The sequence below is a fragment of the Metabacillus kandeliae genome (assembly GCF_021166585.1).
GTDB classification, from domain to species: Bacteria; Bacillota; Bacilli; order Bacillales; family Bacillaceae; genus Metabacillus_B; species Metabacillus_B kandeliae.
Window position 1 is genome coordinate 88,765 of the sequence record NZ_JAJOZE010000010.1, and the last position, 24,202, is coordinate 112,966.

Consider the following 24,202-nt stretch of genomic DNA (forward strand, 5'->3'; position numbering starts at 1 on the left):
GTTGTAACAACCCGCTAAAGTTGGATATTTCGCTCTCCGAAAGGCTTTCTATCCTCTATTTGTAGTATATATTTCGTTTATATTACAAATTTTACGGCTATAAAAAGCAAAAACAGGTCTTTTGATATCCTTGAAATACTGCTTTACCTGCCCTTTTCTATTAGTAAAAAAGCTTTTTTTCACTCCAATATCCTAACTTCTTTCAGAAAATCGTACTGTTTTTCCTAGATGAGGAAGGAATACAAAAAAAGCCCGGAAGCTTCCGGGCTTTTTTTAAAACAAGGCTTTGATTGCAGCATTCAGCTGAACATCATTTTTAGCATTTAGCTTTCTCGCCTGAATCTGAGTGTTGATTTTTTCTGCCATAGACTGGGTGATGATGCCTGTTGCCGGCAGACTGTTCTTTTTCTGAAAAGCCTTCACGGCCTGTTCCGTTTGCAGGCTGAAATAGCCATCTTCTCTGCCCGGATCATACCCGAGTCCTTTGAGGAGCACTTGGGCTGTTTTTATTTCGTCACTGTTCATATCCTTCTTAAGCTGTGCTGCAGGCTGAAGCGGTCCTGATGTAAAGTAGCCCGGCTCTGAAACAGCAATCGTCGGCTCTATTCCATGCTTATGAATCCAATTTCCATCAGGAGTCAGCCACTTATAAAGCGTCAGCTTAATGTTGCTGCCATCACCCATTGGGATTGCCTGCTGCACGGTTCCTTTGCCAAAGGATGTATCCCCGACAAGGTCATACTGCCCGGCTTCCTTCATGGCACCTGCCAAAATTTCTGAAGCTGATGCGCTTCCTTTGTTAATTAAAACATTCACCGGATAGCTTTTTTTCTTTGCAAGCGCTGAATAAGATGGTGTCTTATCACCATTCCGCTGCTCAATCTGAATATAAGGCTTATCTTTCGGGATAAACTGCTTTAAAATCTCTTCCACACTTTGCAGATAACCGCCTGGATTGCCCCTCACATCGATCACAAGTCCATCGATTTTTTCCTTTTCAAGCTTTTTCAGCTGCTTCGTAAAATCAGCTGCCGTATTTTCTGAAAAAGAGGTAATCTGAATGATCCCTGCTTTTTTTCCATTTTCATTTGTCTTCACTTTGCTGAACACTGTTTCAAGCGGAATATCATCCCTCTTAACAGGTATCGCAATAGGATCTGCTGTTCCGGCTCGGCGGATCTCAAGAATAACCTGTGTCCCCTTCTTGCCCCTGATTCGAAGCACTGTTTCATTCAGGTCTTCTCCCTCAATCGCCTTGCCGTCAATCCTCAAGATCTCATCATTCGGATGCAGCCCGGCTTTTTCTGCAGGAGACCCTTTAAACGGAGACACAATAATCACCTTGCCATCTCTCAGTCCCACTTCAGCGCCAATTCCCTGAAAAGAAGAATCAAGCGCATCAGAAAACTGCTTCGCCGTATCTTTGTTCATATAAATGGAATAAGGATCCTTCAAGGTCGAAAGCATGCCCTGAATGGCCCCTTCATACAGCTTTTCTCTATCCACTTTCTCCACATACTTGTCCGTAATCAGCTCATACGCCTGCTTTACCTTCTCCAGACCGGGAAACTCAGCCTCCCCTGTCTCTTTCGCCAGCAGCGAAGAAGCCGGCACTGCAGCTTTTTCCTCATCCGCAAGCTTCGTACCGGCAAACATCCCGCCGGCTCCTGCAGCTACCGTACAGCCGATGATGAGGGCAATGACTTTTTGCTTCATTTGAAACCTCCTTGGTTCTAACGAATTAAACAAACGTTTATTGGACAGCCCCCGCTCTTTGGTAGTATATGTTTTTTGATGGAAAAACATGTATGGGATAGGGAGGTTTTGGAGGTGCGGTTTGGGTTGGTGCTGAGGTTTGGGTTGGTGGGTGGTTTTAAATTGGGTGATGGTTTTGACATTGTCTTTTAAGGCCCTGTCCCCATTATTACTGCTAAAGGACAGGTGCTTCATTATCCCCTAAAAAACAAAAAAAGAGCGCCCTTCTCTCGAAGAACACTCTTTCCCAATATTAATTCAAAAGCGGCAATGGATTAATCGCGTTTCCTGCACCTTGCCATGGGCCGTCGTGGATTTCAAAGTGCAAGTGTTTGCCTGTTGAATTTCCTGTGTTGCCCATGATGCCGATCTGCTGTCCTTGTTCAACGGTTTGGCCCGTGTGAACGAGGAGGCGTTCCTGATGCGCATAAACTGTTGTGTAGATTTTGCCGTTAATGCTGTGTGTGATGTAGACAACGTTACCGAAGCTGCTGGAATAGCCAGCACGCGTAACAGTTCCTGCTGCTGCTGCATAAACCGGTACATTCGGTGCCGGATTGGCAAAGTCGATGCCGGCATGCAGTTTGTGCTTATGTGTAATTGGATGGACCCTCATGCCGAAGCCGGATGTGAACACACCATTTGTCGGCTTAATGAAGTTGCCGCTTCCCGTTTGCGGTGAAGTGCTCTCGCTCGGTTCCGGGCTGCTGGTTGATGCAGATGGAGCCGGCGAGCCGCTTTCACGGCTTTCTTGGGCTTGCTTCGCAGTTGCTTTTGCATGCTCGGCAGCTGCTGCTTTTTCAGCTGCTGCACGGCGTGCCGCTTCAGCTGCCTGGCGCTTGCGTTCTTCTTCAGCTGCTTTGGCACGGGCAATTTCTTTTTGAATAGCAGCGTCCTGATCTGCCAGGAAGGATGATTTTTCTTGAAGAGTCATCAAGTCATCCTCAGCATCGTCGTGTTCTTTTTGAGTGGAAGCCATAAATTTATTTTTATCGTCCATTTGCTTGTTCAATGTTTCTTTTAAGCTTTCAAGCTCAGAAAGAGCTGTTTGCAGCTTCTGCAGGCTGCTATTTAGTTCTGCTTCTTTTTGCTCCAATAGATTCATATCTTTTTCATGAGCTTTGATAATTTCTTTATCAGCATCAACAATTGTAGATACAGCGCTCATGCGGGAGACAAAGTCACTGAAATTCTGAGCACCCAGCAGCACATCTAAATAGCGGATCATTCCGCCGCTTTCCTGCATAGAGCGGGCACGGTTCTTCAGCAGCTCATTGCGTTCTGCGATCCGCTTTTTTACAGCTGCGATTTCTTTTTTGGCATCTTCAATATTTTTCTTCGTTTCTTCTACTTCTGCCTGCTTGTCCGCAATCTTGCCGCTTGTAGCAGATACCTTCATATCAAGGTTTTTGATTTCTTCGTTCAGTTTGGCTTCTGTTTGTTTCAATTCGTTAATGCGGCTTTGTTTGGATTGGATATTGGAGTTCACGCCAGATTGCTGGTCACGGACTTCCTTTTGCTTTTCTTCAAGTGTTTGAGCTGCAGCAATTGGATTGTTTAAAGGAATCAGAATTCCGCTTGTGCCGATTATGGCGGCTAATCCCCAAGACATTATCTTTCTGTTCACTTTCGTTCCTCCCCGGTTTATGTATCTGACGGGCTGTTATGCCGGCATTCTTTCGTTCGCCGGCATAGGCCCTTTCTTTATACTTTCAAGAACTTTCTTACGGACATTAAGCTTCCCCAGACACCAATCAGACCGCCGATCAATAAGAGCAGGCCGGAAATTTGATAAACAAATGGGCTGAATGGGAGCAGCTGGACATAGGATCCCTGGAGCTTCGGAAGCGCCCAGGTGTATAGAGCATTATATATGGAAACGATGAGCGCGATCGGAACCAGTGAGCCAAGCACTCCGAGAATCAGGCCTTCAAGGAAGAACGGCCATCTGATAAAGGAGTTGGTGGCTCCTACGAGTTTCATAATCTCTATTTCTTTTCTTCTGGCAAAAATGGTTATTTTAATTGTATTTGAAATCAGGAACATGGCAGTCAGGATCAATCCAATGATCAGCCCAATCCCGATATTTCTTGCAATAGATAAGTTGCTGAAAAGCTTTTTCACTTCATCTTTTTGGTAATTGACCTTGTAGGCATTATCAAGATTTTGAAGTTTTTGAGCTACTTCAGGAGTTTGACGCGGGTCCTCTGCTTTAACGTTGAATGCATCATTCAGCGGATTATTTTGCTTAAAGAGCTTCCACGACTTTCCTTCTTCTCCCATGCTGGCAATCAGGTTGTCCAGTTCCTGCTTTTTAGAGGAAAATTCCACTTGCTGAACACCGGGAACCTTTTCTATATCCTGCTGCAGCTTAGCCTGCTCATCTTTGCTGGCTGTGACATCAACCAGCACTTTAATGCTGACATCGCCTTCTACGTTGTTCGCAAAGTTGTTCAAGTTCAGCATAATGACTAGGAATGTACCGACCAGAATGAGCGTCATTGTGACGGCACTGACTGATGCAAGTGTCATCCACGCGTTTCTTCCGAGAGATTTTAAGCTTTCGCGCAAGTGGCGGCCAAGGGTATTAATCATATAAACCATACTCCCCTCTGGCTTCATCGCGCACCACTTTGCCGTCTTCTATGACAATAACGCGCCTTGTGATGCTGTTGACGATTTCGCGGTTATGCGTCGCCATTACAATCGTTGTGCCTCTGTTGTTGATTTCCTCAAAGATATTCATTATCTCCCAGGAGGTGTCAGGATCCAGGTTGCCTGTCGGTTCATCTGCGATGACCACACCCGGATTATTAACGATTGATCTTGCAAGTGATACACGCTGCTGCTCGCCGCCTGACAGTTCATCCGGAAAGCTTCTTGCCTTGTGCTTCAGCTGAACGAGATCCAGCACATCCAGCACTTTTTTCTTGATGTTTTTCTGGCTTTCTCCGATTACTTCAAGTGCGAAGGCAACATTTTCAAACACCGTCAGCCTCGGCAAAAGTTTGAAATCCTGGAAAACGACGCCGATGCCTCTTCTTAAATAAGGGACCCTGCTCTCTTTAAGCTTAGCAAGATTTACCCCGTTGATAATGATCTTGCCGGAGGTTGGTTTTTCCTCACGGTACATCATTTTAATAAACGTACTTTTACCTGCCCCGCTGGGACCGACTACATAAACGAACTCACCCTGGTTAATTTTAATGTTGATGCCGTTTATAGCCAGCACGCCATTCGGGTAGGTTTTATAAACCTGTTCCATTTCAATCATGAAAATCACCCAAAGCTATTATTTTTTTGTTGCTATTGTATTTAATTGTTACTTTCCACCTGAAAAATTTGAAGGCTGCTACAAGTAGCACCCTTAGAGGTTTTGTACTTCATCATGCGGTTTTGTCATATGTTGTCGAATGCAAGTCGAATTATTGGAAAGTTTTTCTCACAGCCATCATTATAACATCTATTTAAGACAAGAATAGGCTCATTATTATTACATTTGTGTTTCAATGGGGTTAAAAGGACGTTTATTATGACAAAAAACGGGTAAATTAAAAAGTGCTTTTCGTATTATGAAAAAAGATATATTTCCAATATACAAAATACGACAACAAAAAAAGGCCCGTTTGCCGGTCCTTTTTTTGACTCATTTTTTTTCGGAAAGCCATTTGGCTACCGCTTCTTCTGCGGCTTTATCTCCGCCAAGAATATTCGGCGGCATATTGCCTTTTCCGTTTTCAATGATTTTTTGAATTTCTTCAGCATTGTGCTCTGCGCCAACTTTTTCAAGGCTTGGACCATATCCGCCCTTAAGGTCGCCGCCATGGCAGCTAGAACAGTTTTGTTTAAAAACTTCCGGGCCGTTTGCTGATTCTGTTGCCGTTTTGGAATCACTGCCTCCCCCGCCGCCGCATGCAGCCAGGACAAACGAAGTACCGAGTATAAGTGCTGCTATTTTACGCTTCATTGCTTTCTCCTCTCAAAAAAGGAAGTAATAACAGGGCTATTATAACCTATCTAAGCCCGTTTGAAACCTTCTCCAAGCACCTCTGAAGCGTCCATTACGATAACAAAAGCGCTTGGGTCAATGCTTTTCACCAATTGTTTCAGCTTTGTGAATTCTGTCTGATCGACGACGCACATGATGATCGGCTTTTCTAAGTCTGTATAGCCCCCAAATGCCGAGAGCTTTGTCACGCCTCTGTCAATCTGGCTTAAGATTGCCTGGCGCACTTCCTCTTCACGCTGGGAAATAACCATCGCCATCTTGCTCCGCCCGAGTCCGATCTGAACCACATCAATCGTTTTGCTTGTTACATATAACCCGATTAATGCGTAAAGTCCCCGCTCAATATCAAAGACGAACGCTGCTGCGATCACAATCATGCCATCTATAATAGCTACGCATGTCCCAAGCGAAAGCCCGGTGAATTTATGAATAATCTGCGCGGCCAAATCTGTACCGCCTGTTGATGCCTTTCCTCTGAAAACAAGACCAAGCCCTAGACCAACGCCTATTCCTCCGAACAGCGCCCCAAGCAGAGCATTGTTTGTAGCAGGCTCCCAATCCTTCGTTAAAAACACGACTAAAGGAAGGAACACTGTACCGATCAGTGTCTTAAAACCGAACTGCTTACCAAGAACAAGCACCCCTGCAACGAATAGCGGAATGTTGAATGCCCATTGCACATAAGCCGGCTCCCAGCTTAGAACAGAATGCAAAATCGTACTGATCCCGCTCACACCGCCAGATGCCACCTTATTAGGAAGCAAAAACAAGTTAAACGCCAGCGCAACAATGCCTGAGCCGGCTAATATGCTTGCATACTCAATAATTTTCTGAAATAAAGGATGAGATAAATTCGTTCCTCTGCGCTGCTTCATTATGAACCTCCGAATGACTAACTATTTGCCAGAGAGAGTATAGCACCCTTTCCCCCGCAGTGTAAATAGCTTCCAGATAAAGTGGTAAAGCAAGAAAGCGGAGAGCTGACTGTACTAGGTTTTGATGGAAACTAGGAAAAAATTCAGTTTTTTGGAATAGTCTCGATTGATTATGTATCAGATTAATCGGAGGGCTCTTTGCAACGGGCCATTCGGGAATATAATGGCTGGTTTGGTGAATATAACGGCCGTTTTGGTGAATATCTGCTTCAAATCGGGGAATATGGTGGCTGGTTCGGTGAATATGGTACTGCGCTGGCTTTGGAAATTGAGTTTTCACTTTGTAAAAAGGAGTTTTCCGTATTATGGCATGTAATGCATGCCTAGTTTTGGTTCAGATTAATGGAGTTGTTCTCTGTAACCGGCTGTTGGCTAATATAATAACTGTTTTGGCGAATATAACGGCCGCTTTGGCGAATATCTGCTTTGAATCGGTGAATATATTGGCTGGTTCGGTGAATATGGTACTGTGCTGGCTTTGGTAATTGAGTTTTCACTTCGTAAAAAGGAGTTTTCCGTATTATGGCATGGACTGCATGCCTATTTTTGGTTCAGATCAATCGTATTATGGCATGGACTGCATGCCTATTTTTGGTTCAGATCAATGGGGTTGTTCTTTGTAACCGGCTGTTCGTGAAAATAATAGGTAGTTTGGTGAATATCCGCTTTCAATCGGTGAATATATTGGCTGTTCGGTGAATATGGCACTTTGCTTAGTCTGAAAAGAAGTTTTAACTATGTATAAAGGGAATTTCGGCTTTAAGAAAAACGCTGTACCTGCCTATGTTAGTAAAAGATGCAAATTCCTCACACCTGTTGATTGGAGCAGCAGGGGGGAGACTCCTGCGGGAGCAGCGGGACAGGTGAGACCCCGCAAGCGCTAAAGCGCAGAGGAGGCTCACCGCCCGCCCCGCGGAAAGCGGACCCCTCGTGCTGAAATCAACAGCCAATTTATTAGAACAAACATAAAAGATACATAGGCAGATTGCTCAGTTAAAATCCAAATCCATAAGTCAAATCCCAAAAGTGCTTTCTCCTCTCTCCTCCAAAACAAAAAACCGGCCAATTAAGGCCGGGTTCTGCTATGAAAAGTTGAAGATCCATTAGTGCTGTTTACACGGCTCCGGAAGCTGACGTTTTTTGGCTGCTTCCCGGAGATGCATGCAGCAAAGGTAAAAATGGTGATAATAAGAAGTCCCAGTGTGAGCATCCCGAACCCTACAGCCATTAGAATGGCAGAGTCCATGTAAGAATGGAAGCCGGTCATGCCAAGGAGCATGGTACCCCCAAGCGCCGAAAACATGACTCCCCACAAGTAAATTTTTTGTTTTCCCCATATAAAGAGGAGAACTCCGCCGGAAAGGATGATGACGGCCAAAGCCGTATAAAGTCCTTCTGTACCGGACCATTTTGAGAGACCCATTAGGCCGTAGAGCAGGGAAAAGGCAAACGGACAGCTGATGATCACCCTTAAAAGGACCTTCAATTTTCACACCTCCGAATCGTCACATAGATAAGAATTATTTACCCGGTATTTTAAAGCGACAAACGCTCCATCTTTTTCCTGTACGACAATATTCGAGGTTTGGGATTACAGTTTCGAGCGGAGATACGAGTTAATGAACGTGTCCAGTTCGCCGTCCATCACCGATTGCGTATTCCCGACTTCTGTGTTGGTTCTGTGATCTTTCACAAGAGAGTATGGGTGGAAAACATAGGACCGGATCTGGCTTCCCCATCCGATATCCTTTTGCTCGCCGCGGATTTCAGCAAGCTGTGCTTCCTGCTCTTCAATTTTCTTTTGATAAAGCTTTGCTTTCAGCATTTTCATCGCATGCTCGCGGTTTTTGATCTGGGACCGCTCTGTTTGGCAGGATACAACCACGTTTGTCGGGATGTGGGTAATCCTTACAGCTGAGTCTGTTGTATTAATATGCTGCCCGCCGGCGCCGCTTGCACGATAAGTGTCAATTTTCAGATCTTCCGTACGGATGTCAATTTCAATTTCATCGTTGAATTCCGGCATGATTTCACAGGAAACAAAAGATGTATGGCGGCGTCCTGATGAATCAAACGGCGAGATCCGAACAAGGCGGTGAACACCTTTTTCTGCTTTTAAATAGCCGTATGCGTTATGTCCTTTAATGAGAAGAGTAACAGACTTGATGCCTGCTTCATCTCCAGGCAGATAATCAAGCGTATCGACTTTAAAACCTTTTTTCTCGGCCCAGCGAGTGTACATGCGAAGCAGCATGCTGCCCCAGTCCTGTGATTCTGTTCCGCCGGCACCTGGGTGCAATTCAAGAATCGCATTATTTTTATCATATGGCTCGCTCAATAAGAGCTGCAGCTCAAAGTCACTAAGCGTTTTCGTAAATTCCTTCAGCTCGCTCACAAGCTCTTCCTGCAGTTCTTCGTCAGGCTCTTCCCTTAAAAGATCATGCGTCATTTGCAGGTTTTCCTGATTCTCACTAAGCTCATGATAGCCATTTACCTGTTCCTTCAGAGCATTGGACTCGTTGATTACTGTCTGTGCAGCGTTCTGGTCATCCCAAAAGCTAGGCATGGACATTTGCTCATCAAGCTCGCGAATGCGTGTTTCCTTTACATCGAGGTCAAAGAGACCCCCTAAAGTCCGCTAATTTCTTAGCTGTTTTGTCTAGCTCTTGACGAATTTCTACTAAATCCATAACAGTCACCTCATGTTTTTCTTTTCATTTCGTAAAAACTTCTATTCCTTATCATAATCAAAAACAAGCAAAAAAGAAAACGAACCTTGCCGATTTTTTAAAATAAGGCTCTTTTAAATTTGCCTGTTGATTTCCGTTGCAGGCGTCCGCTTTCCGCGGGCAGTGCGGGAGCCTCCTCGTCGATTCTCTCCTGCGGGGTCTCCCGTCACTTGCACTCCCGCAGGAGTCTCCCGCCTTCCACTCCAATCAACAATTGCTTAAAAACTAACATTTTTCTTTAACATAGCCAAAACAAAAGAAAAAAAGAGGCTTGCACCTCTCATTTTCTCTTATTTGCCGTGGCAGTTTTTGAATTTTTTGCCGCTTCCGCAGTGGCATAGTTCATTGCGTCCGATTTCAACCACTTTGCGGGACGGTTTTTTCTTCGGTGCTTCGTCGCCTTCCTTTGGATGGATGGCAGCATCTGCTTTGATAACCTCTTCACGCTCAAGGTTATTTTCAATTTCTGCTTTCATGACATAGCGGGCCACTTCTTCTTCAATGGAAGCAACCATTGATTCAAACATCTGGTAGCCTTCCATTTGGTACTCGCGAAGCGGATCAGTCTGGCCGTATGCACGAAGGTGAATACCCTGGCGCAGGTGATCCATGCTGTCGATATGATCCATCCACTTGGAGTCAACGGAACGGAGCATAATGACTTTTTCAAACTCGCGCATTTGCTCTGTGCCAAAGCTTTCTTCCTTGCGGCTGTATTTTTCTTTCACTTTCGCCAAAATAATTTCTGTGATTTCGTCTGATTCTTTGCCGTTGATTTCTTCAACAGTAAATGAACCTTCATCCAGGAGATTGGCATTCACATATTCCACAAGACCAGTAAGATTCCATTCTTCCGGAAGCTCTTCTCTAGGTGTAAAAGCGCCAACTGCTCTTTCGACTGTAGACTGAATCATGGTTTCTACAATTTCACGAAGGTTTTCAGATTCGATAACCTCTGCACGCTGCTTGTAAATGACTTCGCGCTGCTGGCGCAGGACATCGTCATATTGAAGGAGCTGCTTACGGGCATCGAAGTTGTTGCCTTCCACACGCTTCTGGGCAGATTCGACAGCGCGGGAGACAATTTTGCTTTGGATCGGCTGTGTATCATCCATGCCGAGACGGTCCATCATATTCATCATGTTTTCAGAACCGAAGCGGCGCATCAGTTCATCTTCCATGGAAAGGTAAAATTGTGTAATACCAGGGTCTCCCTGACGTCCGGAACGTCCGCGGAGCTGGTTGTCAATCCGGCGTGATTCATGGCGCTCCGTACCAATTACAGCAAGTCCGCCAAGCTCTTTCACACCTTCGCCAAGCTTGATGTCTGTTCCGCGACCAGCCATATTGGTCGCAATCGTAACGGCGCCTTTTTGGCCTGCTGTTTCAATGATTTCCGCTTCACTGAAGTGGTTTTTCGCGTTCAGTACGTGATGCGGAACGCCTTTTCTCTTCAGCATTTGGGAGATCAATTCTGACGTTTCAACTGCAACCGTACCGACAAGAACAGGCTGTCCCAAATCATGGCGCTGTTTCACATCTTCTACAACCGCGCCGAATTTGCCTTCCATTGAGCGGTAAACAAGGTCTGCTCTGTCATCGCGGACAACTGGGCGGTTAGTTGGAATAGCCACAACCTGCATGTTGTAAATGTTGCGGAATTCCTCTTCTTCCGTTTTAGCCGTACCGGTCATACCGGAAAGCTTTTTGTACATGCGGAAGTAGTTCTGGAATGTAATGGTTGCAAGGGTCATGCTTTCATTTTGAATCTCAAGGCCTTCTCTTGCTTCAATTGCCTGGTGCAGACCTTCGCTGTAGCGGCGGCCTTTCATTAGACGGCCAGTGAACGGGTCAACGATCACAACTTCACCGTCGTCCACAACATAATCAATGTCAGGCTGCATAACAACATTGGCTTTTAACGCCTGGTTAATGTGATGATTCAATGTAACGTGAGAAATATCAAACAGGTTTTCAATGCCAAAGCCGCGTTCTGCTTTTGAAATTCCTTCTTCTGTCAGCTGCACGCTTTTTGTCTTCACATCAAATGTGTAATCTTTTTCAAGCGTCAAGGTTCTGACAAAGGCATTTGCTTGAACATAAAGCCTTGTTGATTTGGCAGCTTGTCCAGAAATGATGAGCGGTGTCCGTGCTTCATCCACTAGGATGGAGTCAACTTCATCTATGATGGCATAGTTCAATGGACGCTGAACCATTTCTTCTTTGTAAAGCACCATGTTATCGCGCAGATAGTCGAACCCAAGCTCGTTGTTCGTTGAATAGGTAACATCTGCTGCATAGGCTTCTCGCTTTTCGTCTTTATCAAGGGAATTCAGATTCAGGCCGACAGTAAGGCCCAGAAACTGAAAAATTTCTCCCATTTCAGAAGCATCGCGGCTTGCGAGGTATTCGTTGACAGTAACAACGTGAACACCTTCGCCGGAAAGAGCATTCAAATAAACAGGCATTGTGGAAGTCAATGTTTTACCTTCCCCTGTTCTCATCTCTGATATGTTCCCTTCGTGAAGGGCAATACCACCCATAAGCTGAACCTTATACGGATACATGCCTGTTACACGGCGGGCAGCTTCTCTTACTGCAGCAAAAGCCTCAGGAAGAAGATCATCCAAAGTTTCTCCCTTTTCGTGACGGCTTCTAAATTCGGCTGTTTTGCCTTTTAGCTCCTCATCTGATAAAGCTTCCATTGAAGAACTGAATTGATCTATTTCATTCGCCATTTTTTCATAACGATTAAGTGTACGTTTATTAAAATCAAATACTTTATTCAGAATTCCAAGCATTTAAAACGCTCCTCTATGATCAAGTATGATCTCTCGGTTTGGCCCTGCCTGAATGCCGGGACCGAAATAAATTATTCCACATTCCATATTATCACTAAGCAACCGATGCTACAACATTAAGAAATGGCGGAATTTAGGGAAATAGAGGAAGATGCTGATAGGAGAGGACTTTTTTTATGGGGATTTTTTTCATAAAAAAACACTCCTCATTCGGAGTGCTTTATTGATAATCTTCCCTGTACCACGGCATGCTCATGCATCTCGGGCCACCGCGTCCTCTTGATAATTCGGAGCTTGGGATTTCCAGAACCTCTACGCCGCTTTCCCGCATCAGCCTGTTTGACACGTAGTTGCGGTCATATGTAATGACAACACCTGGTCTGATCGCGAGTGTATTGGAGCCGTCATTCCACTGCTCTCTTGCTGACACAATCGGATCGCCGCCTCCGCACGGGATAAGGGCAATCTCCTCAAGCTTCAGGACTTCTTTTAATGTTTTGGAGAGGTTATGGCGTCTTTCAATATTGACTCTTCCCTCTTCTTCATGCGGAGTAAGAAGGTAAATATTCATGCTGTCATCTTCTTTAATGCAGCCAGGATGCATCGTGAATTTATCCTTATCAATCATTGTGAATACTGTGTCAAGATGCATAAAAGCACGGGATTTTGGTATTTCAACCGCTACAACCGTTTTAATATCCTTTTGCTTTTTAAAAAGATTCACAGCGAGCTTTTCAATCGCCTTTGCTGATGTTCTCGCACTGACGCCGATCGCAATGGTATCTTTGCTTAAGATCAGCTGGTCTCCGCCTTCTATAGGAAATTCATAATTTCTGTCGAGCCAGATCGGGTGATCCTGCCCTTTGAACAGCTCATGATATTTAACGATAAAACTCATAAAAAGCGATTCTCTTCGCCTTGCCTCTTCATGCATCTTGTTGATGCTGAGGCCATTTCCTATGGATGCTGCCGGATCGCGCGTGAAATACAAGTTCGGCATTGGATCCAAATAAAAAGGATATTGATCTGACATGTGCTCGTACAGATGAATTTTTTTGCCTTTGTCAATTTCCGCTGTACGCACGCCTTCCATGACTTTTCTGACCAAATCCTCTTCAGAGAGGGCCATTAAATATTCTTTTAAATATGGACCGGCTCCGTTTACATTGGATTTGCTTTCCTCCAATATCTGCTCAGTGAATTCTTTCTTCGCATCGCCGGATTTCAGCGCTTCGATCACAAGGCTTTCGAGATACACAACCTCTGTTCCCTGATTTCGCAAAAGCTCTGCAAACACATCATGCTCCTTCTGGACAGCAGGCAAATAGGGTATATCGTCAAACAAAAGCCTTTTCAAGTATTCTGGTGTTAAGTTTTCCACTTCACTGCCGGGACGGTGAAGCATGACCCTTTTCAAATTACCGATCTCTGACGTTATATGTATGGTTTGTTCCATTTTCCGGCCCCCTTATCTCGTATTGAGTTACCCTTTTTTTCTCAATTGCTAACCGCTAGGAGAAGGAAACTAAGGACCCTTCCAGTTCTTAGTATGGCAATTTCCCGCAAAATTTCTCTTATTTTTTATCTGAAATAATATAGGTGCCCTTCTTTTCCATAATGGCGGCATGTCCTTGTTCAATTGAAGTAATAATCGCTGCCCTGTTTGGCTTTGATTCTACAAATGAAATGGCAGCTTCCACTTTCGGCTTCATGCTGCCTGCTGCAAACTTTCCATCCTGCAGCAGCTTTTTTAGTTCGTCTGCTGTTGTCTCACCGATCGCTTCCTGATTTTCTTCTCCAAAATTCAGCATCACATTTTGCTCGTCCATTAAAAACAGCAGATAATCCGCGTCAACAACTTCAGCCAAAAGCTCTGACGCATAATCTTTATCAATCACTGCCTGTATGCCCCTATAGCGTCCGTTCTCCTTTACAATCGGAATTCCTCCGCCACCGCCTGCGATCACAACAACGTCATGCTCCATTAACCGCTCGATGTGCCTGCTGCCGATAATTTTCTTTGGCTTAGGAGATGGAACGTTCCTTCTCCAGCCTTTTCCGGCATCTTCTTTATAAACAACCCCGCTGTTTTTCATCTTTTCTTTTGCGTCCTTCTCAGACAGTACAGGGCCGATCGGCTTTGATGGGTCATCAAAATCAGGGTCGTTTTGGTCGACTAGAATTCTTGTCATGATGGTGGCGATTTCCCGCTTGATCTCATGCTCCTGAAAGGCATTTTCGAGAGCATTTTCCACCCAGTAGCCAATCATGCCATCGCTCATGGCGACACATGTATCAAGAGGCATCGCAGGAGTTTCCTCTGAATCTGCCGCTTCCTGCTGAAGGAGAATATTCCCGACCTGCGGACCATTACCATGGGTGAAAATAAGATCAAACCCGTCCAGTATCAGCTTAACAAGCTGCTCAGCTGTTTTCTCCAGCGCTTTCGCCTGTCCTTCAGCCGTGGCACATTTTGTTTGAATCGCATTTCCTCCAAGTGCCACTACTACTTTTTTATCAGCCATCCCCATCCTCCTACTTTTCCAAAGTAGCTGCTATGAGTGCTTTTATCGTATGCAGCCGGTTTTCTGCCTGATCAAATACGCAGGAATGCTTGCTTCGAAACACTTCATCTGTAACTTCCATTTCTTCCAGTCCGAACTTTTCATGCACTTCCTTAGCTGTTTCCGTCTCAAGATTATGAAAAGCAGGGAGGCAATGCATAAACAGCACATCCTCGTTCCTTGTTTTCCTCATAACATCCATTGTAATCTGGTAAGGCTTCAGCAGATTGATCCGCTTCTCAAACTGATCCTCTTCCCCCATCGACACCCAAACATCCGTGTAGACGGCAGAAGCTCCTTTCAGCACTTCTTCAAAATGCTCACTAACCGTAATGCTGCCTTCGGTATGCTGTGCCATTTCCTGGGCTTTTTTCAGCTTTTCCTGCTCTGGAAACAATTCTTTTGGAGCACAGATGCAAAGATCCATTCCTGTCTTTGCCGCACCAATCATCAGGCTGTTGGCCACATTGTTCCTTCCGTCTCCCGCATAAACAAGCTTTTTTCCTTTCAGAGTCCCTGTGCTTTCCTTAATGGTTAAAAAATCAGCCAGGACCTGTGTAGGGTGGTATTCATCTGTCAGGCCGTTCCAGACAGGAACACCTGAATACTCTGCCAGAGCTTTGGCAGACTCCTGCTCATAGCCTCGAAATTCAATACCGTCAAACATCCGTCCAAGCACCTTTGCCGTATCTTCAACAGACTCTTTCTTTCCTAAATGCAGGTCGCTTTTCCCCAAAAACTCCGTATGAATGCCAAGATCCGAGCAGGCCACCGCAAAGGCGCACCTTGTCCTTGTTGATCCTTTTTCAAAAAGCAGGGCCACATTTTTGCCCTCAAACCAGCGGTGAGGCCTGCCGTCTTTTTTCAGCGCCTTTAATTCTGCGGCATAGTCCAGCAAATAACGGACTTCATCAGGTGTATAATCAGCCAGTGTCAGCAAGCTTTTGCCCTTCAGGTTGATCTTTCTCGTCGTGGATTGCATCGGATTTTCTCCCCTTTTCTGTTGATTTTTGCTGCACGCTTCATTCATCTACTATAGGAAATACCCGTCAGCTATTTTGGCTAACCCTTAAATGGAAAACCTAGCAATTCTTCTTGATTTGCTTGTAATTCAATAATTTCTTAACAAAGGACTTTTGATTCTGGTTTCTTTTTCGAAAAATGGGGAATATGATCCAAAAAAATTATTGGGTAATTATTGGTTAGGAGAGAAGGTGGAAAAATGAATGTATTAATAGCTGATGATAATAAGGAGTCTCTAAAAGTTTTAGATTACTGTATTAGCCAAGTAACTGGTTTTCACGTTATTGGGAAATGCAGTAATGGAAAAGAGCTGAAAGAACAAGCAATACTTTTGAATCCTGATTTAATTCTGACGGATATACGGATGCCTGAGCTAAATGGCATAGATGTCATTCGGGAATGCCAAATGTTACTTCCCAATATTAAGTGCATTTTCATTACTGGATTTGATCAATATGCTCTTGAGGCTTTTGATTTAGCAGCAGTTGATTATATTTTAAAGCCCTTTAAGCCTGCGCGGCTTTATAAAGCTCTTCTGCTTGCAAAAGAGCAGCTATTTCCGTTAAAGGCGGAAGAACAAAATAAACGGCTGCAATTAAAATTTAATGGCTCGCTTTATTACGTTCCACTAAAAGAGATTATTTTTATTGAGAAGAGTGGGAAAAAAAGTATTGTTTATACGAGGAAAGCTTCATATGAAACTTATGAGAATATTAGTGCTCTTGGAAATCAGCTGGATAATTCTTTTTTCCAGACGCACCGTTCCTATATTGTTAATCTTCGCATGATTTCACATATAACTCCTAAGCACTCAACTTATTTGGCCTATTTCTTAAATTCAAAGAAATATGCACATATTTCTAAACTGCGTTTGACTGAATTTCACGAAAAACTTACTCAATTCCTTTAAACTATAAAAATTTGTCGAATGATCAATTTGTATTCAAAAACTATAAAATCCTTCCTCATAGGAGGGATTTTTATCATGAAATGGGTTGATTTTAATCCTTAAATGGCCTGGCTGCCCTCGACAAAGCCTCTAATAGATAAATAAGATGTATCTAGGTAGTTTTTACCAGATTGGAGGGGATACCATGAATGAAAATCAGAAAAAAATATTTATCGGGGATCAGCTTGAAAGAGATCTTTTGCATGATGGCAGGCTGATTTTAAAACAAGGCACAATCATTGATACCCAGTTAAAGAGCAGGCTGAATAAATGGGGCATTTATTCCATTCCAAAAAAGCCTTTTTCACCCCTTCCATCCATTAGCAGGCTAAAGGAAAAAATATTGGAAAAAAATCTGAGTTCAGAAGAATTATTGATACAAACCTTATATTTAGATACACTGCTTGCGATTGCAGATGAAAAACGGTATGGCTATTCTTTGAACGATGAGGAAAAAATTGAAGAACTGGGGGAGATTTTTTTTGAAGCGATGTCAAACCAGGTGATTTATACTAAAATGATGGAGTTAAAGCAGAAGGATTATCACAGCTTTCTCCATTCGGTAGATGTATTTATTCTGTATACTTTATTTGCTCAATCAATGAAAGTAAAAGAGACTCACTTTTTCGGAAAAGCCGCACTGCTCCATGACATTGGGAAAGCAGAAATCCCAGAGCAAATTTTGACCAAAAAAGGGAAACTCACAATTGCTGAATTTGAACTGATGAAAGAACATACCACTATCGGCAGCAAGCTGCTTATGAGCAATAAAGACACTGCTCTTTTCGCTGATTTTGCAATGAATCATCATGAGAGGCTTGATGGCAGCGGTTATCCGGCAGGCGTTACTTCGGAATATATTAATCTCTATATAAAAGCACTGATGATTGTTGATGTCTATTCTGCCCTCACATTAATGAGATCTTATCGGGAACCAATGCCAGCTCTGCAGGCTCTTGAAATTTTTATAAGTGAAAATGAGAAATATGATGGCTCCCTTTTAGGTCAATTTATGAACATGCTGCATATTTACCCTGTTGGCAGCCTTGTGGAGCTCTCAGATGGAAGAATAGGCAACGTAATCGATCACAGTTCCGGCCTTCCTTTTTTGGCGGTAATAGAAGAAAAAGGAACCCTCCAGGAAATTGAAATACCATCAAATTTATCCCTAAATATAAAAAGAGCAATCCATTTTGATAACACGAATGGCAAAACCGAAAAAAAACTACTTTGGAAAAGTTTTATTAATCATTTACTAATAGGAAACAAAGAGGGCGCCTTATACATTTTCGAACAGCTTACAGATGGGAAAAGAGCTGAGGAGATCTATTACGGCATTTTTGCAAGCGCCATGAAGCAGGTCATTCATTTAAAAGAACAGCAAATTGTTACTTCTACTAATGTTTTTTTGGCTGATGATACTGTATGCACATTAATGAATTTTAAGCTTTCCAGCTATGTGTCCACTCTGCAAACTTTTGAAAAGGTGCTGATTGCCACTCCAATTGGAGAGGATTTAATGTTCCCTTCTAAATTAATTAATGATTATCTTATGATTAATGGCTGGGAGACTGTCAGATACGAAGGATCATCCGTCAGGCAAATGCTTAAAATTTTGCAATCTTGCTCAACAAAATATATTTGCTTTTCCATTACCAGCCCTGTGTATATAGAAGAGATCAGCAACCTGATTGACTCCTTAAAACTATTAAAGCCTGATTTAGTCATTCTAGTTATCTATGAGTTTCTTGAAAATTGCAAGGAGTTACTCTCCAAGTTAGATGCTGATTTAATTGCTGGCAGCTCACAGGAGATGCTGGAAAAGCTCTCTATAATGCACCGTGTACAGGTCAACGGATCGGGGTTCAATAGCAGGAAACACAATTAGCAATCCTCTTTTTTTCTTCAAGACAACCTGGCTGCTTATTTTACTTGTTCAATATTCTTGTAAGGGACAATCATTTGCAGCTCTAGATGTAATAAGGAGGGCGCTGAATTCTCAGCGCCCTCCTTATTACGATTTATTCATTCGGCTCAATAATGCCGTATTTTCCGTCTTTTCGTTTGTACACCACATTGGTTCGGTTTGTTTCAGCATTTGTAAAGACGAAGAAGCTGTGGCCAAGCATATTCATTTGTAGGATTGCTTCTTCACTGTCCATTGGTTTTAAATTAAAGCGTTTCACGCGCACCACTTCTGCGCTTTCATCGAGCATTTCCTCGACATCATCTTCAAGTACGGTTGTGGATACAGGCTCTGAAGATAGTGCTTCCCCATTTGTAAAAGCAAATTTCGCTGTGTTCCCCTGCTGCTCGCGGAACTTGCGGTTCACCTTTGTTTTATGCTTGCGGATCTGGCGTTCAAGCTTGTTTGTCACAAGATCAATTGCCGCATACATATCCCCATTGTGCTCTTCACCGCGAAGGACGAGATGACTCATTGGAATGGTCACTTCGATTTTGGAATCCATGTCATTGTAGTATTTGAGATTCACATGGCACTCTGCGTTGATTGATTCCTGAAAGTACCTTTCCAGTTTGTCAATTTTCTTTTCCACATAATCTCGCAATGCTGGAGTTACCTCAATGTTTTCACCTCTGATGTTATATCTCATCAGAACTCCTCCTTACTTTGTAAAGGATATGTAAACTTATTTCTCTATTCCCCGTTTAAATTCCTGCCCAAACGTAAATAAAAAGTGAAAATTTTGTTAATTTGTAAAGAATCGTGTCGAAACCGACATTTCCCGGGAAACTTTTCGGATATTTTTTCGGCTATGTCTTAATTAGGCGATTTGCGCATAGAAAGGAATTTTGAGCAATTTTGCAAACAGTCGATTGAAGAATAAAGAAAATTTGGTACTCTAGATTAGCTTAATGATCCTTCAAAATGGCATTTGGGAATATAATGCGGTGGTTCGGGAGAATAAATGCCGGTTTCGGGAATTTCTCTCTGCCATTCGGGAATATGTTGCGGAGTTTCGGGAATATGGTCCAGCGCCAGTATCTAAAATTGAGTTTTCCCTTTTCAAAATAGCAATTTGTTCATCTTTGTGTGACCTTTCCTTTCATATAGAGGCTGAGATCAGCATGGTGCTCTCTTAAAACTGGTTTCGGGAATATTAATGCCGGTTTCGGGAATTTCTCTCCACCATTCGGCAATATCTTGCGGAGTTTCGGGAATATGGTGCAGCGGCAGTTTCTAAAAATGAGTTTACCTTTGCAAAATGGCAGTTTGTTCATCTTCTGTGTGAGCTTCCATTTCAATAGAGACTGAGATAAGCGCGGCACGCTCTTAAAAAGCAAATTTTCCCATAAAAAAACCGGCTTTAGCCGGCTTATTACTGTAAAATATAACGCTGCATTCTTGTTTGAACAGCTTCCTTCCATGCTTTAAAAGCAGGAGCCAGATCATTGCGGATATACCTTTCAGACGCAAATGGATACTCCTGAACGGCATCAAGCTTTTCCAGTTCAAAGATCACGGAGTCAAATTTTAAAATCTCTGATACTAAATCCTCGTCCTTCTCACTTGCCTGTAAAATAGCAGATTGAGATGAATCAATGTCATAAAATGTTTCCATAATCTGCGAGAAAATTTTCTCTGTTTCCTCATACTCATGATTCTGGTAGCCTTCCAGCACAAAATCAAAGCTTTCATCTAAAGTTTCTAGCATATAGAAGTAATAAAAATAAAGCTGATAGTGATGATCAGTTGATTGCATGGCTTTTCACCAGTTTCTCCTCAGATAGATGTTCTACTTGTTTTATCGGTTGAGAAACAAATTTTTACAGTAGATGCCGCAAAAAAACTTGCGGAAAACCGCAAGTTTTTTCAGATCGTACTGGCAGCCCCTGCCTGCTTCACTTTATCAGCATATTCCTTTGCCCGCTTTTCTATGAGGAGGTATTCCCCTTTTTGAATCCCCTTTGTCAGCTCGCTTCCAACACCGACCGCAAAGCTTCCTGCTTCAAACCAATCCAATATGTTATCGTAGCTTACACCGCCTGACGGCATCAAATTGGCATGAGGCAGCGGACCTTTTACACTTTTAATAAATGATGGCCCGAGATTTCCTCCTGGAAATGCCTTTACCACATCTACCCCGCTTGCAAGCGCCTCCACTATATCAGTTACGGAAGAGCATCCAGGCAAATAAGGAATGCTGTACCGATTGCATATCCGGCTGATTTCGCCGTCAAAATGAGGACTCACTACATATTCCGCACCGCTCATGATCGCCATTCTGGCAGTTTCAGCATCCAGAACCGTGCCGGCCCCTATTACAGCTTCTCCCTCATTATACTGCCTGCTGAGCTGTTTGATTGCTTCCAGGGCATCAGGTGTTGTGAACGTAATTTCAATGCATGTGATGCCCCCTCTGATGCAGGCTTCAGCGGTCTCAATCGCTTCCTGGCCGCTTTTTCCCCGTATAACCGCAATAATCTGTCCCTGCAGTCTTGTTAAAATAGTATATTTCTGAAGCATGTTCCTCACCCTTTGCTGTCGATTTAAACGCTTACCTGCATTATAACTAAACCGGTTTAGTTTTGAAACAAAAAATAGACCTGATTAAGGTCTTTCCCCTCCGATTTCCTTCAAAGCGAGAGCAGATTCTTACCTAAGCTCAACTTTTTAATATTGAACAGTTGGCTGCTCACTATGCAGGATGTACAAGCATTTTAAGCAAAACGCCATACTCTATAGGAAAGAATGAACATGGAGTGGATCAATATGACAAAAACAAAATTTTCTATTGTTATTCCAGCCCATAATGAAGAAAAGTATCTTCCAAAATGCCTGCAATCAATCAAAGAAGCTTCTTCGCCATACCCAGGACAAGTAGAAATCATCGTTGTCCTTAACCGCTGTACAGACAGAACAGAGGCGATTGCCAAAGCTTACGGCTGTCTTACAGTAAAAAATGAAGACAAAAATTTATCCAAAATCCGCAATGCCGGAGCAAAGCTTGCAAAAGGTGAGATCCTGGTTACCATTGATGCTGACACCTGCATGACGCCAAACTTCCTAAAACGGGCAGAACGGTGTCTTTCCTCAGGTCTCTTTATCGGCGGCGGAACAAATGGCGTGTTCGACCGCATGTCAGTTGGCATTATGGCCTCTGTCGGGGTGCTCTCCGTTCCCATCCTATTGAAACACGGCCCAATCTCAGTGGGTATTTTCTGGTGCTATAAAAAGGACTTCGACACAATTGGCGGCTTTGACGAAAGCATTCTAATGGCAGAAGACTGCGATTTTGCCAAACGCCTTGCCATCTGGGGAATCAAGAACAGGAAAGTATACGGCACCATTCCGCTCGGCATGGTCACATCAAGCCGCAAATTTGATAAGCTAGGGGACTGGGTGCTGCTGAAGCGGCCCGGCATCATTAGGGCTTTTTTGCGGGAGAAGGATGAAGAGTATGCGGAAGAGCTTTATTATGGGTTTGAAAGAGAAGAATAAATAATGACCTTGTCTACCAATTGAAAGGGTTTTCTCCTCCACTAACAGGGAAAAAAACTAGTAGAATTACCCTAATTTCAATAATTGGAGGAGAAAGCATGGATTTCGACGGAAAAGTTGTGCTGATCACAGGAGCAGCAGGCGGTATCGGAAAAGAAACAGCAAAGGCCTTCGCAGAACAGGGAGCAAAGCTTGTCCTAGTGGATTTGCAGGAAGATAGCTTAAATAAGACGGTGAGTGAACTGAACTTGGACGGGGGCAGCTGCCTCACGGTTGCGGCGGATGTGAGCAAAGAAGAAGATGTTAAACATTACGTTGATTCAGCCGTTCAAAAGTTCGGGAAGATTGATGTGTTTTTCAACAATGCAGGAATTGAGGGGAAAATCGGCTATATCACTGATACCGACATTAGTGTGCTGGATCAAGTGCTCGGCGTAAATGTCCGGGGTGTATTCGCCGGCTTAAAACACGTGCTGAAGGTCATGAAAGACCAAAAATCAGGTACCATCGTCAACACAGCGTCTGTGGCAGGATTCGGCGGATCCCCGGGACTCGCGTCGTATGTCACATCCAAGCACGCCGTACTTGGCCTCTCCAAAACCGCGGCGCTGGAAAGCGCTGACTATGGAGTAAGAGTTAACGCCGTTTGCCCCGCTCCCGTTAACACAAGAATGATGAGATCCATCGAAGCAGGTGTATCAGAAGACAATGCCGAAGGAGCCAAAAAAGAATTCGAAAAAGGAATCCCGATGAACCGTTACGGCGAAGCCAGCGAAATCGCCCAGCTCGTCCTGTTCCTCGCATCTGAAAAAGCAGGCTACATTACCGGTGGAGCTTACCGCATTGACGGAGGGATGTCCGCGCTTTAAAGAGTGATGGAAGCAATATTTTCACCTTCGATTTGTACAATAGACCCCACAGGCAGCGGCAAAATCTGAAGCAGATAAGGCCTCTTTTTAAGCAATTCATAAGCAAAAAAAGAATGCGTTTCCTGCGCGTCACAATGACGGCTCCCTATGACCCAATAGGGGGCTTTTTCAGTGTTTATCTTTTTTTCAAGCCATATCTCATCCTGCTCAAGAGCCCCTTTAGCCGCAATAATCTGATCAGTGAAAAAAGCTGCCTCTCCCTCTACTCCAAGCTTTCTCAGTAATGATTCCTGCTCCCACTGCACCCATAGGGCAATCGTGAGATCTTCAGAGGTATGCTTGAATGGAATGCGCTTATAGTCAGGCACGAGGATATGAAAACCGTCCCTTTGCTCGGAAAGAATGTAATTGGACCAGCCCATCCGGATCGCGAACTTGTCTCTGAGCTTATAGGAATTGACCTGGCTGATGTGGGTTAAAAGCCGCTGTGCCTGAAATTCGAGGGTGGCGTCGGTTTTGGCGATGAAGCGCTGGCTGTTGATGATTTTGGTGAGGGTTTTCATGTTGGCGGGGCTCCTTTTAATGCATTTTCATATAGATTATAGCAGGAAACACCCCTTTCAGCAGAATTGAAGCTCTCGTAGTCAATATAGAATGCAAAAAAACCAAGAAATTATTCTCTTGGTTTTTTCAGAAATAATTACTTCAATTGCATGCTCTCAAATTCTTTGATCGTCACTTCAAATTTATTTTTCGTATTCTCCACGATTGCCTGCAGCTCGTTAGTAATTTTGTTCACTTTAGAAAGCTCAATACCAATGTGCTGAATATTTGAAGTTACCTTTTTGATCGCCTCATCTGCATTTCCTGACAATTTCCGCACCTCTTGCGCCACAACATTAAAGCCCCGGCCATGTTCTCCCGCCCGGGCAGCTTCGATTGCAGCGTTTAAAGCCAATAAATTTGTCTGTGCAGAAATGTTCTTTATCAATTTAGATGTTTCATCTATTAGGTTTATCTGGTTTGCTAATGCTTTCACTGCTTCCATTTTCTCAGCAGAATTTGTCATCACCATTTCAACCAATTCGCTAGGCATACCCTTTA

22 protein-coding genes are annotated in these 24,202 nt (G+C 43.6%); 5 read left to right on the forward strand and 17 right to left on the reverse strand.

All coding sequences use genetic code 11. From position 1 onward, the window contains the following. Positions 1-273: 273 nt before the first annotated feature. From LRR81_RS17080 to LRR81_RS17105, 6 genes are all read right to left on the reverse strand, one after another. Positions 274-1,716 (reverse strand): S41 family peptidase, encoded by a 1,443-nt coding sequence (locus LRR81_RS17080; RefSeq protein WP_231790605.1) that lies wholly within the window; start codon positions 1,714-1,716, stop codon positions 274-276. A gap of 292 nt (positions 1,717-2,008) precedes the next feature. After that, on the reverse strand, positions 2,009-3,382 hold the full coding sequence (locus LRR81_RS17085) for a murein hydrolase activator EnvC family protein (RefSeq protein ID WP_231790606.1): 1,374 nt from the start codon (positions 3,380-3,382) through the stop codon (positions 2,009-2,011). A gap of 77 nt (positions 3,383-3,459) precedes the next feature. Continuing rightward, on the reverse strand, positions 3,460-4,350 hold the full coding sequence (ftsX, locus tag LRR81_RS17090; protein ID WP_231790607.1) for a permease-like cell division protein FtsX: 891 nt from the start codon (positions 4,348-4,350) through the stop codon (positions 3,460-3,462). Continuing rightward, the gene (gene ftsE / locus LRR81_RS17095; protein ID WP_231790608.1) at positions 4,343-5,029 is read right to left on the reverse strand and encodes a cell division ATP-binding protein FtsE; all 687 of its coding nucleotides are present in this window, start codon (positions 5,027-5,029) and stop codon (positions 4,343-4,345) included. Before ftsE ends, ftsX begins: the two co-directional genes overlap by 8 nt. 372 nt (positions 5,030-5,401) lie before the next feature. Further along, positions 5,402-5,722: a cytochrome c551 gene (gene cccB / locus LRR81_RS17100; RefSeq protein ID WP_231790609.1), complete on the reverse strand. Its 321-nt coding sequence runs from the start codon at positions 5,720-5,722 to the stop codon at positions 5,402-5,404. 50 nt (positions 5,723-5,772) lie between these two features. Further along, positions 5,773-6,639, reverse strand: coding sequence for a YitT family protein (locus LRR81_RS17105; protein WP_231790610.1), 867 nt, complete (start codon positions 6,637-6,639; stop codon positions 5,773-5,775). A gap of 198 nt (positions 6,640-6,837) precedes the next feature. Between LRR81_RS17105 and LRR81_RS17110 the strand changes: the two genes are divergently transcribed. After that, positions 6,838-7,026, forward strand: a complete 189-nt coding sequence (locus tag LRR81_RS17110) for a hypothetical protein (protein WP_231790611.1) — start codon at positions 6,838-6,840, stop codon at positions 7,024-7,026. 739 nt (positions 7,027-7,765) lie between these two features. Here the strand turns inward: LRR81_RS17110 and LRR81_RS17115 are convergent. The 6 genes from LRR81_RS17115 to argF form a co-directional block, all read right to left on the reverse strand. After that, positions 7,766-8,185: a hypothetical protein gene (locus LRR81_RS17115; protein WP_231790612.1), complete on the reverse strand. Its 420-nt coding sequence runs from the start codon at positions 8,183-8,185 to the stop codon at positions 7,766-7,768. Positions 8,186-8,290: 105 nt separating this feature from the next. After that, positions 8,291-9,389 (reverse strand): peptide chain release factor 2 gene (prfB, locus tag LRR81_RS17120; RefSeq protein WP_231790613.1). Its coding sequence is split into 2 segments (ribosomal slippage): positions 8,291-9,325 and positions 9,327-9,389, totalling 1,098 coding nucleotides; the frame shifts between segments, so codons are not numbered across the junction. A 329-nt stretch (positions 9,390-9,718) separates the two neighbouring features. Next, the gene (secA, locus tag LRR81_RS17125; protein WP_231790614.1) at positions 9,719-12,229 is read right to left on the reverse strand and encodes a preprotein translocase subunit SecA; all 2,511 of its coding nucleotides are present in this window, start codon (positions 12,227-12,229) and stop codon (positions 9,719-9,721) included. Positions 12,230-12,449: 220 nt separating this feature from the next. Then, complete coding sequence (arcA, locus tag LRR81_RS17130; protein ID WP_231790615.1) at positions 12,450-13,685, reverse strand: arginine deiminase; 1,236 nt, start codon at positions 13,683-13,685, stop codon at positions 12,450-12,452. A gap of 118 nt (positions 13,686-13,803) precedes the next feature. Continuing rightward, positions 13,804-14,754 carry a carbamate kinase gene (gene arcC, locus LRR81_RS17135; protein ID WP_231790616.1) on the reverse strand — a complete coding sequence of 317 codons (951 nt, stop codon included), beginning with the start codon at positions 14,752-14,754 and terminating at the stop codon, positions 13,804-13,806. A 10-nt stretch (positions 14,755-14,764) separates the two neighbouring features. Further along, complete coding sequence (argF, locus tag LRR81_RS17140; protein WP_231790617.1) at positions 14,765-15,775, reverse strand: ornithine carbamoyltransferase; 1,011 nt, start codon at positions 15,773-15,775, stop codon at positions 14,765-14,767. 240 nt (positions 15,776-16,015) lie between these two features. Here argF and LRR81_RS17145 point away from each other — a divergent pair, with 240 nt between their 5' ends. Further along, complete coding sequence (locus LRR81_RS17145; RefSeq protein ID WP_231790618.1) at positions 16,016-16,726, forward strand: LytR/AlgR family response regulator transcription factor; 711 nt, start codon at positions 16,016-16,018, stop codon at positions 16,724-16,726. 184 nt (positions 16,727-16,910) lie between these two features. After that, the gene (locus LRR81_RS17150; protein ID WP_231790619.1) at positions 16,911-18,653 is read left to right on the forward strand and encodes an HD domain-containing phosphohydrolase; all 1,743 of its coding nucleotides are present in this window, start codon (positions 16,911-16,913) and stop codon (positions 18,651-18,653) included. A 133-nt stretch (positions 18,654-18,786) separates the two neighbouring features. On the opposite strand, the gene hpf is transcribed toward LRR81_RS17150, so the two are convergent. The 3 genes from hpf to LRR81_RS17165 form a co-directional block, all read right to left on the reverse strand. Then, on the reverse strand, positions 18,787-19,380 hold the full coding sequence (gene hpf, locus LRR81_RS17155) for a ribosome hibernation-promoting factor, HPF/YfiA family (protein ID WP_231790620.1): 594 nt from the start codon (positions 19,378-19,380) through the stop codon (positions 18,787-18,789). Positions 19,381-20,106: 726 nt separating this feature from the next. Beyond that, on the reverse strand, positions 20,107-20,490 hold the full coding sequence (locus LRR81_RS17160) for a hypothetical protein (RefSeq protein ID WP_231790621.1): 384 nt from the start codon (positions 20,488-20,490) through the stop codon (positions 20,107-20,109). Positions 20,491-20,600: 110 nt separating this feature from the next. Continuing rightward, entirely contained in the window at positions 20,601-21,254 is a 654-nt protein-coding gene (locus LRR81_RS17165; RefSeq protein ID WP_231790622.1) for a bifunctional 2-keto-4-hydroxyglutarate aldolase/2-keto-3-deoxy-6-phosphogluconate aldolase, read from the reverse strand. 246 nt (positions 21,255-21,500) lie between these two features. Here LRR81_RS17165 and LRR81_RS17170 point away from each other — a divergent pair, with 246 nt between their 5' ends. Beyond that, positions 21,501-22,229: a glycosyltransferase gene (locus LRR81_RS17170; protein ID WP_408631618.1), complete on the forward strand. Its 729-nt coding sequence runs from the start codon at positions 21,501-21,503 to the stop codon at positions 22,227-22,229. A gap of 98 nt (positions 22,230-22,327) precedes the next feature. Further along, positions 22,328-23,098 (forward strand): SDR family NAD(P)-dependent oxidoreductase, encoded by a 771-nt coding sequence (locus LRR81_RS17175; RefSeq protein WP_231790624.1) that lies wholly within the window; start codon positions 22,328-22,330, stop codon positions 23,096-23,098. Here the strand turns inward: LRR81_RS17175 and LRR81_RS17180 are convergent. Both LRR81_RS17180 and LRR81_RS21445 read right to left on the reverse strand, forming a co-directional pair. Then, on the reverse strand, positions 23,095-23,661 hold the full coding sequence (locus LRR81_RS17180; protein WP_231790625.1) for an immunity protein Imm33 domain-containing protein: 567 nt from the start codon (positions 23,659-23,661) through the stop codon (positions 23,095-23,097). The two genes, LRR81_RS17175 and LRR81_RS17180, sit on opposite strands and share 4 nt — an antisense overlap. A gap of 137 nt (positions 23,662-23,798) precedes the next feature. After that, positions 23,799-24,194: a methyl-accepting chemotaxis protein gene (locus tag LRR81_RS21445; RefSeq protein ID WP_408631619.1), complete on the reverse strand. Its 396-nt coding sequence runs from the start codon at positions 24,192-24,194 to the stop codon at positions 23,799-23,801. Between the last annotated feature and the right edge of the window lie 8 nt (positions 24,195-24,202).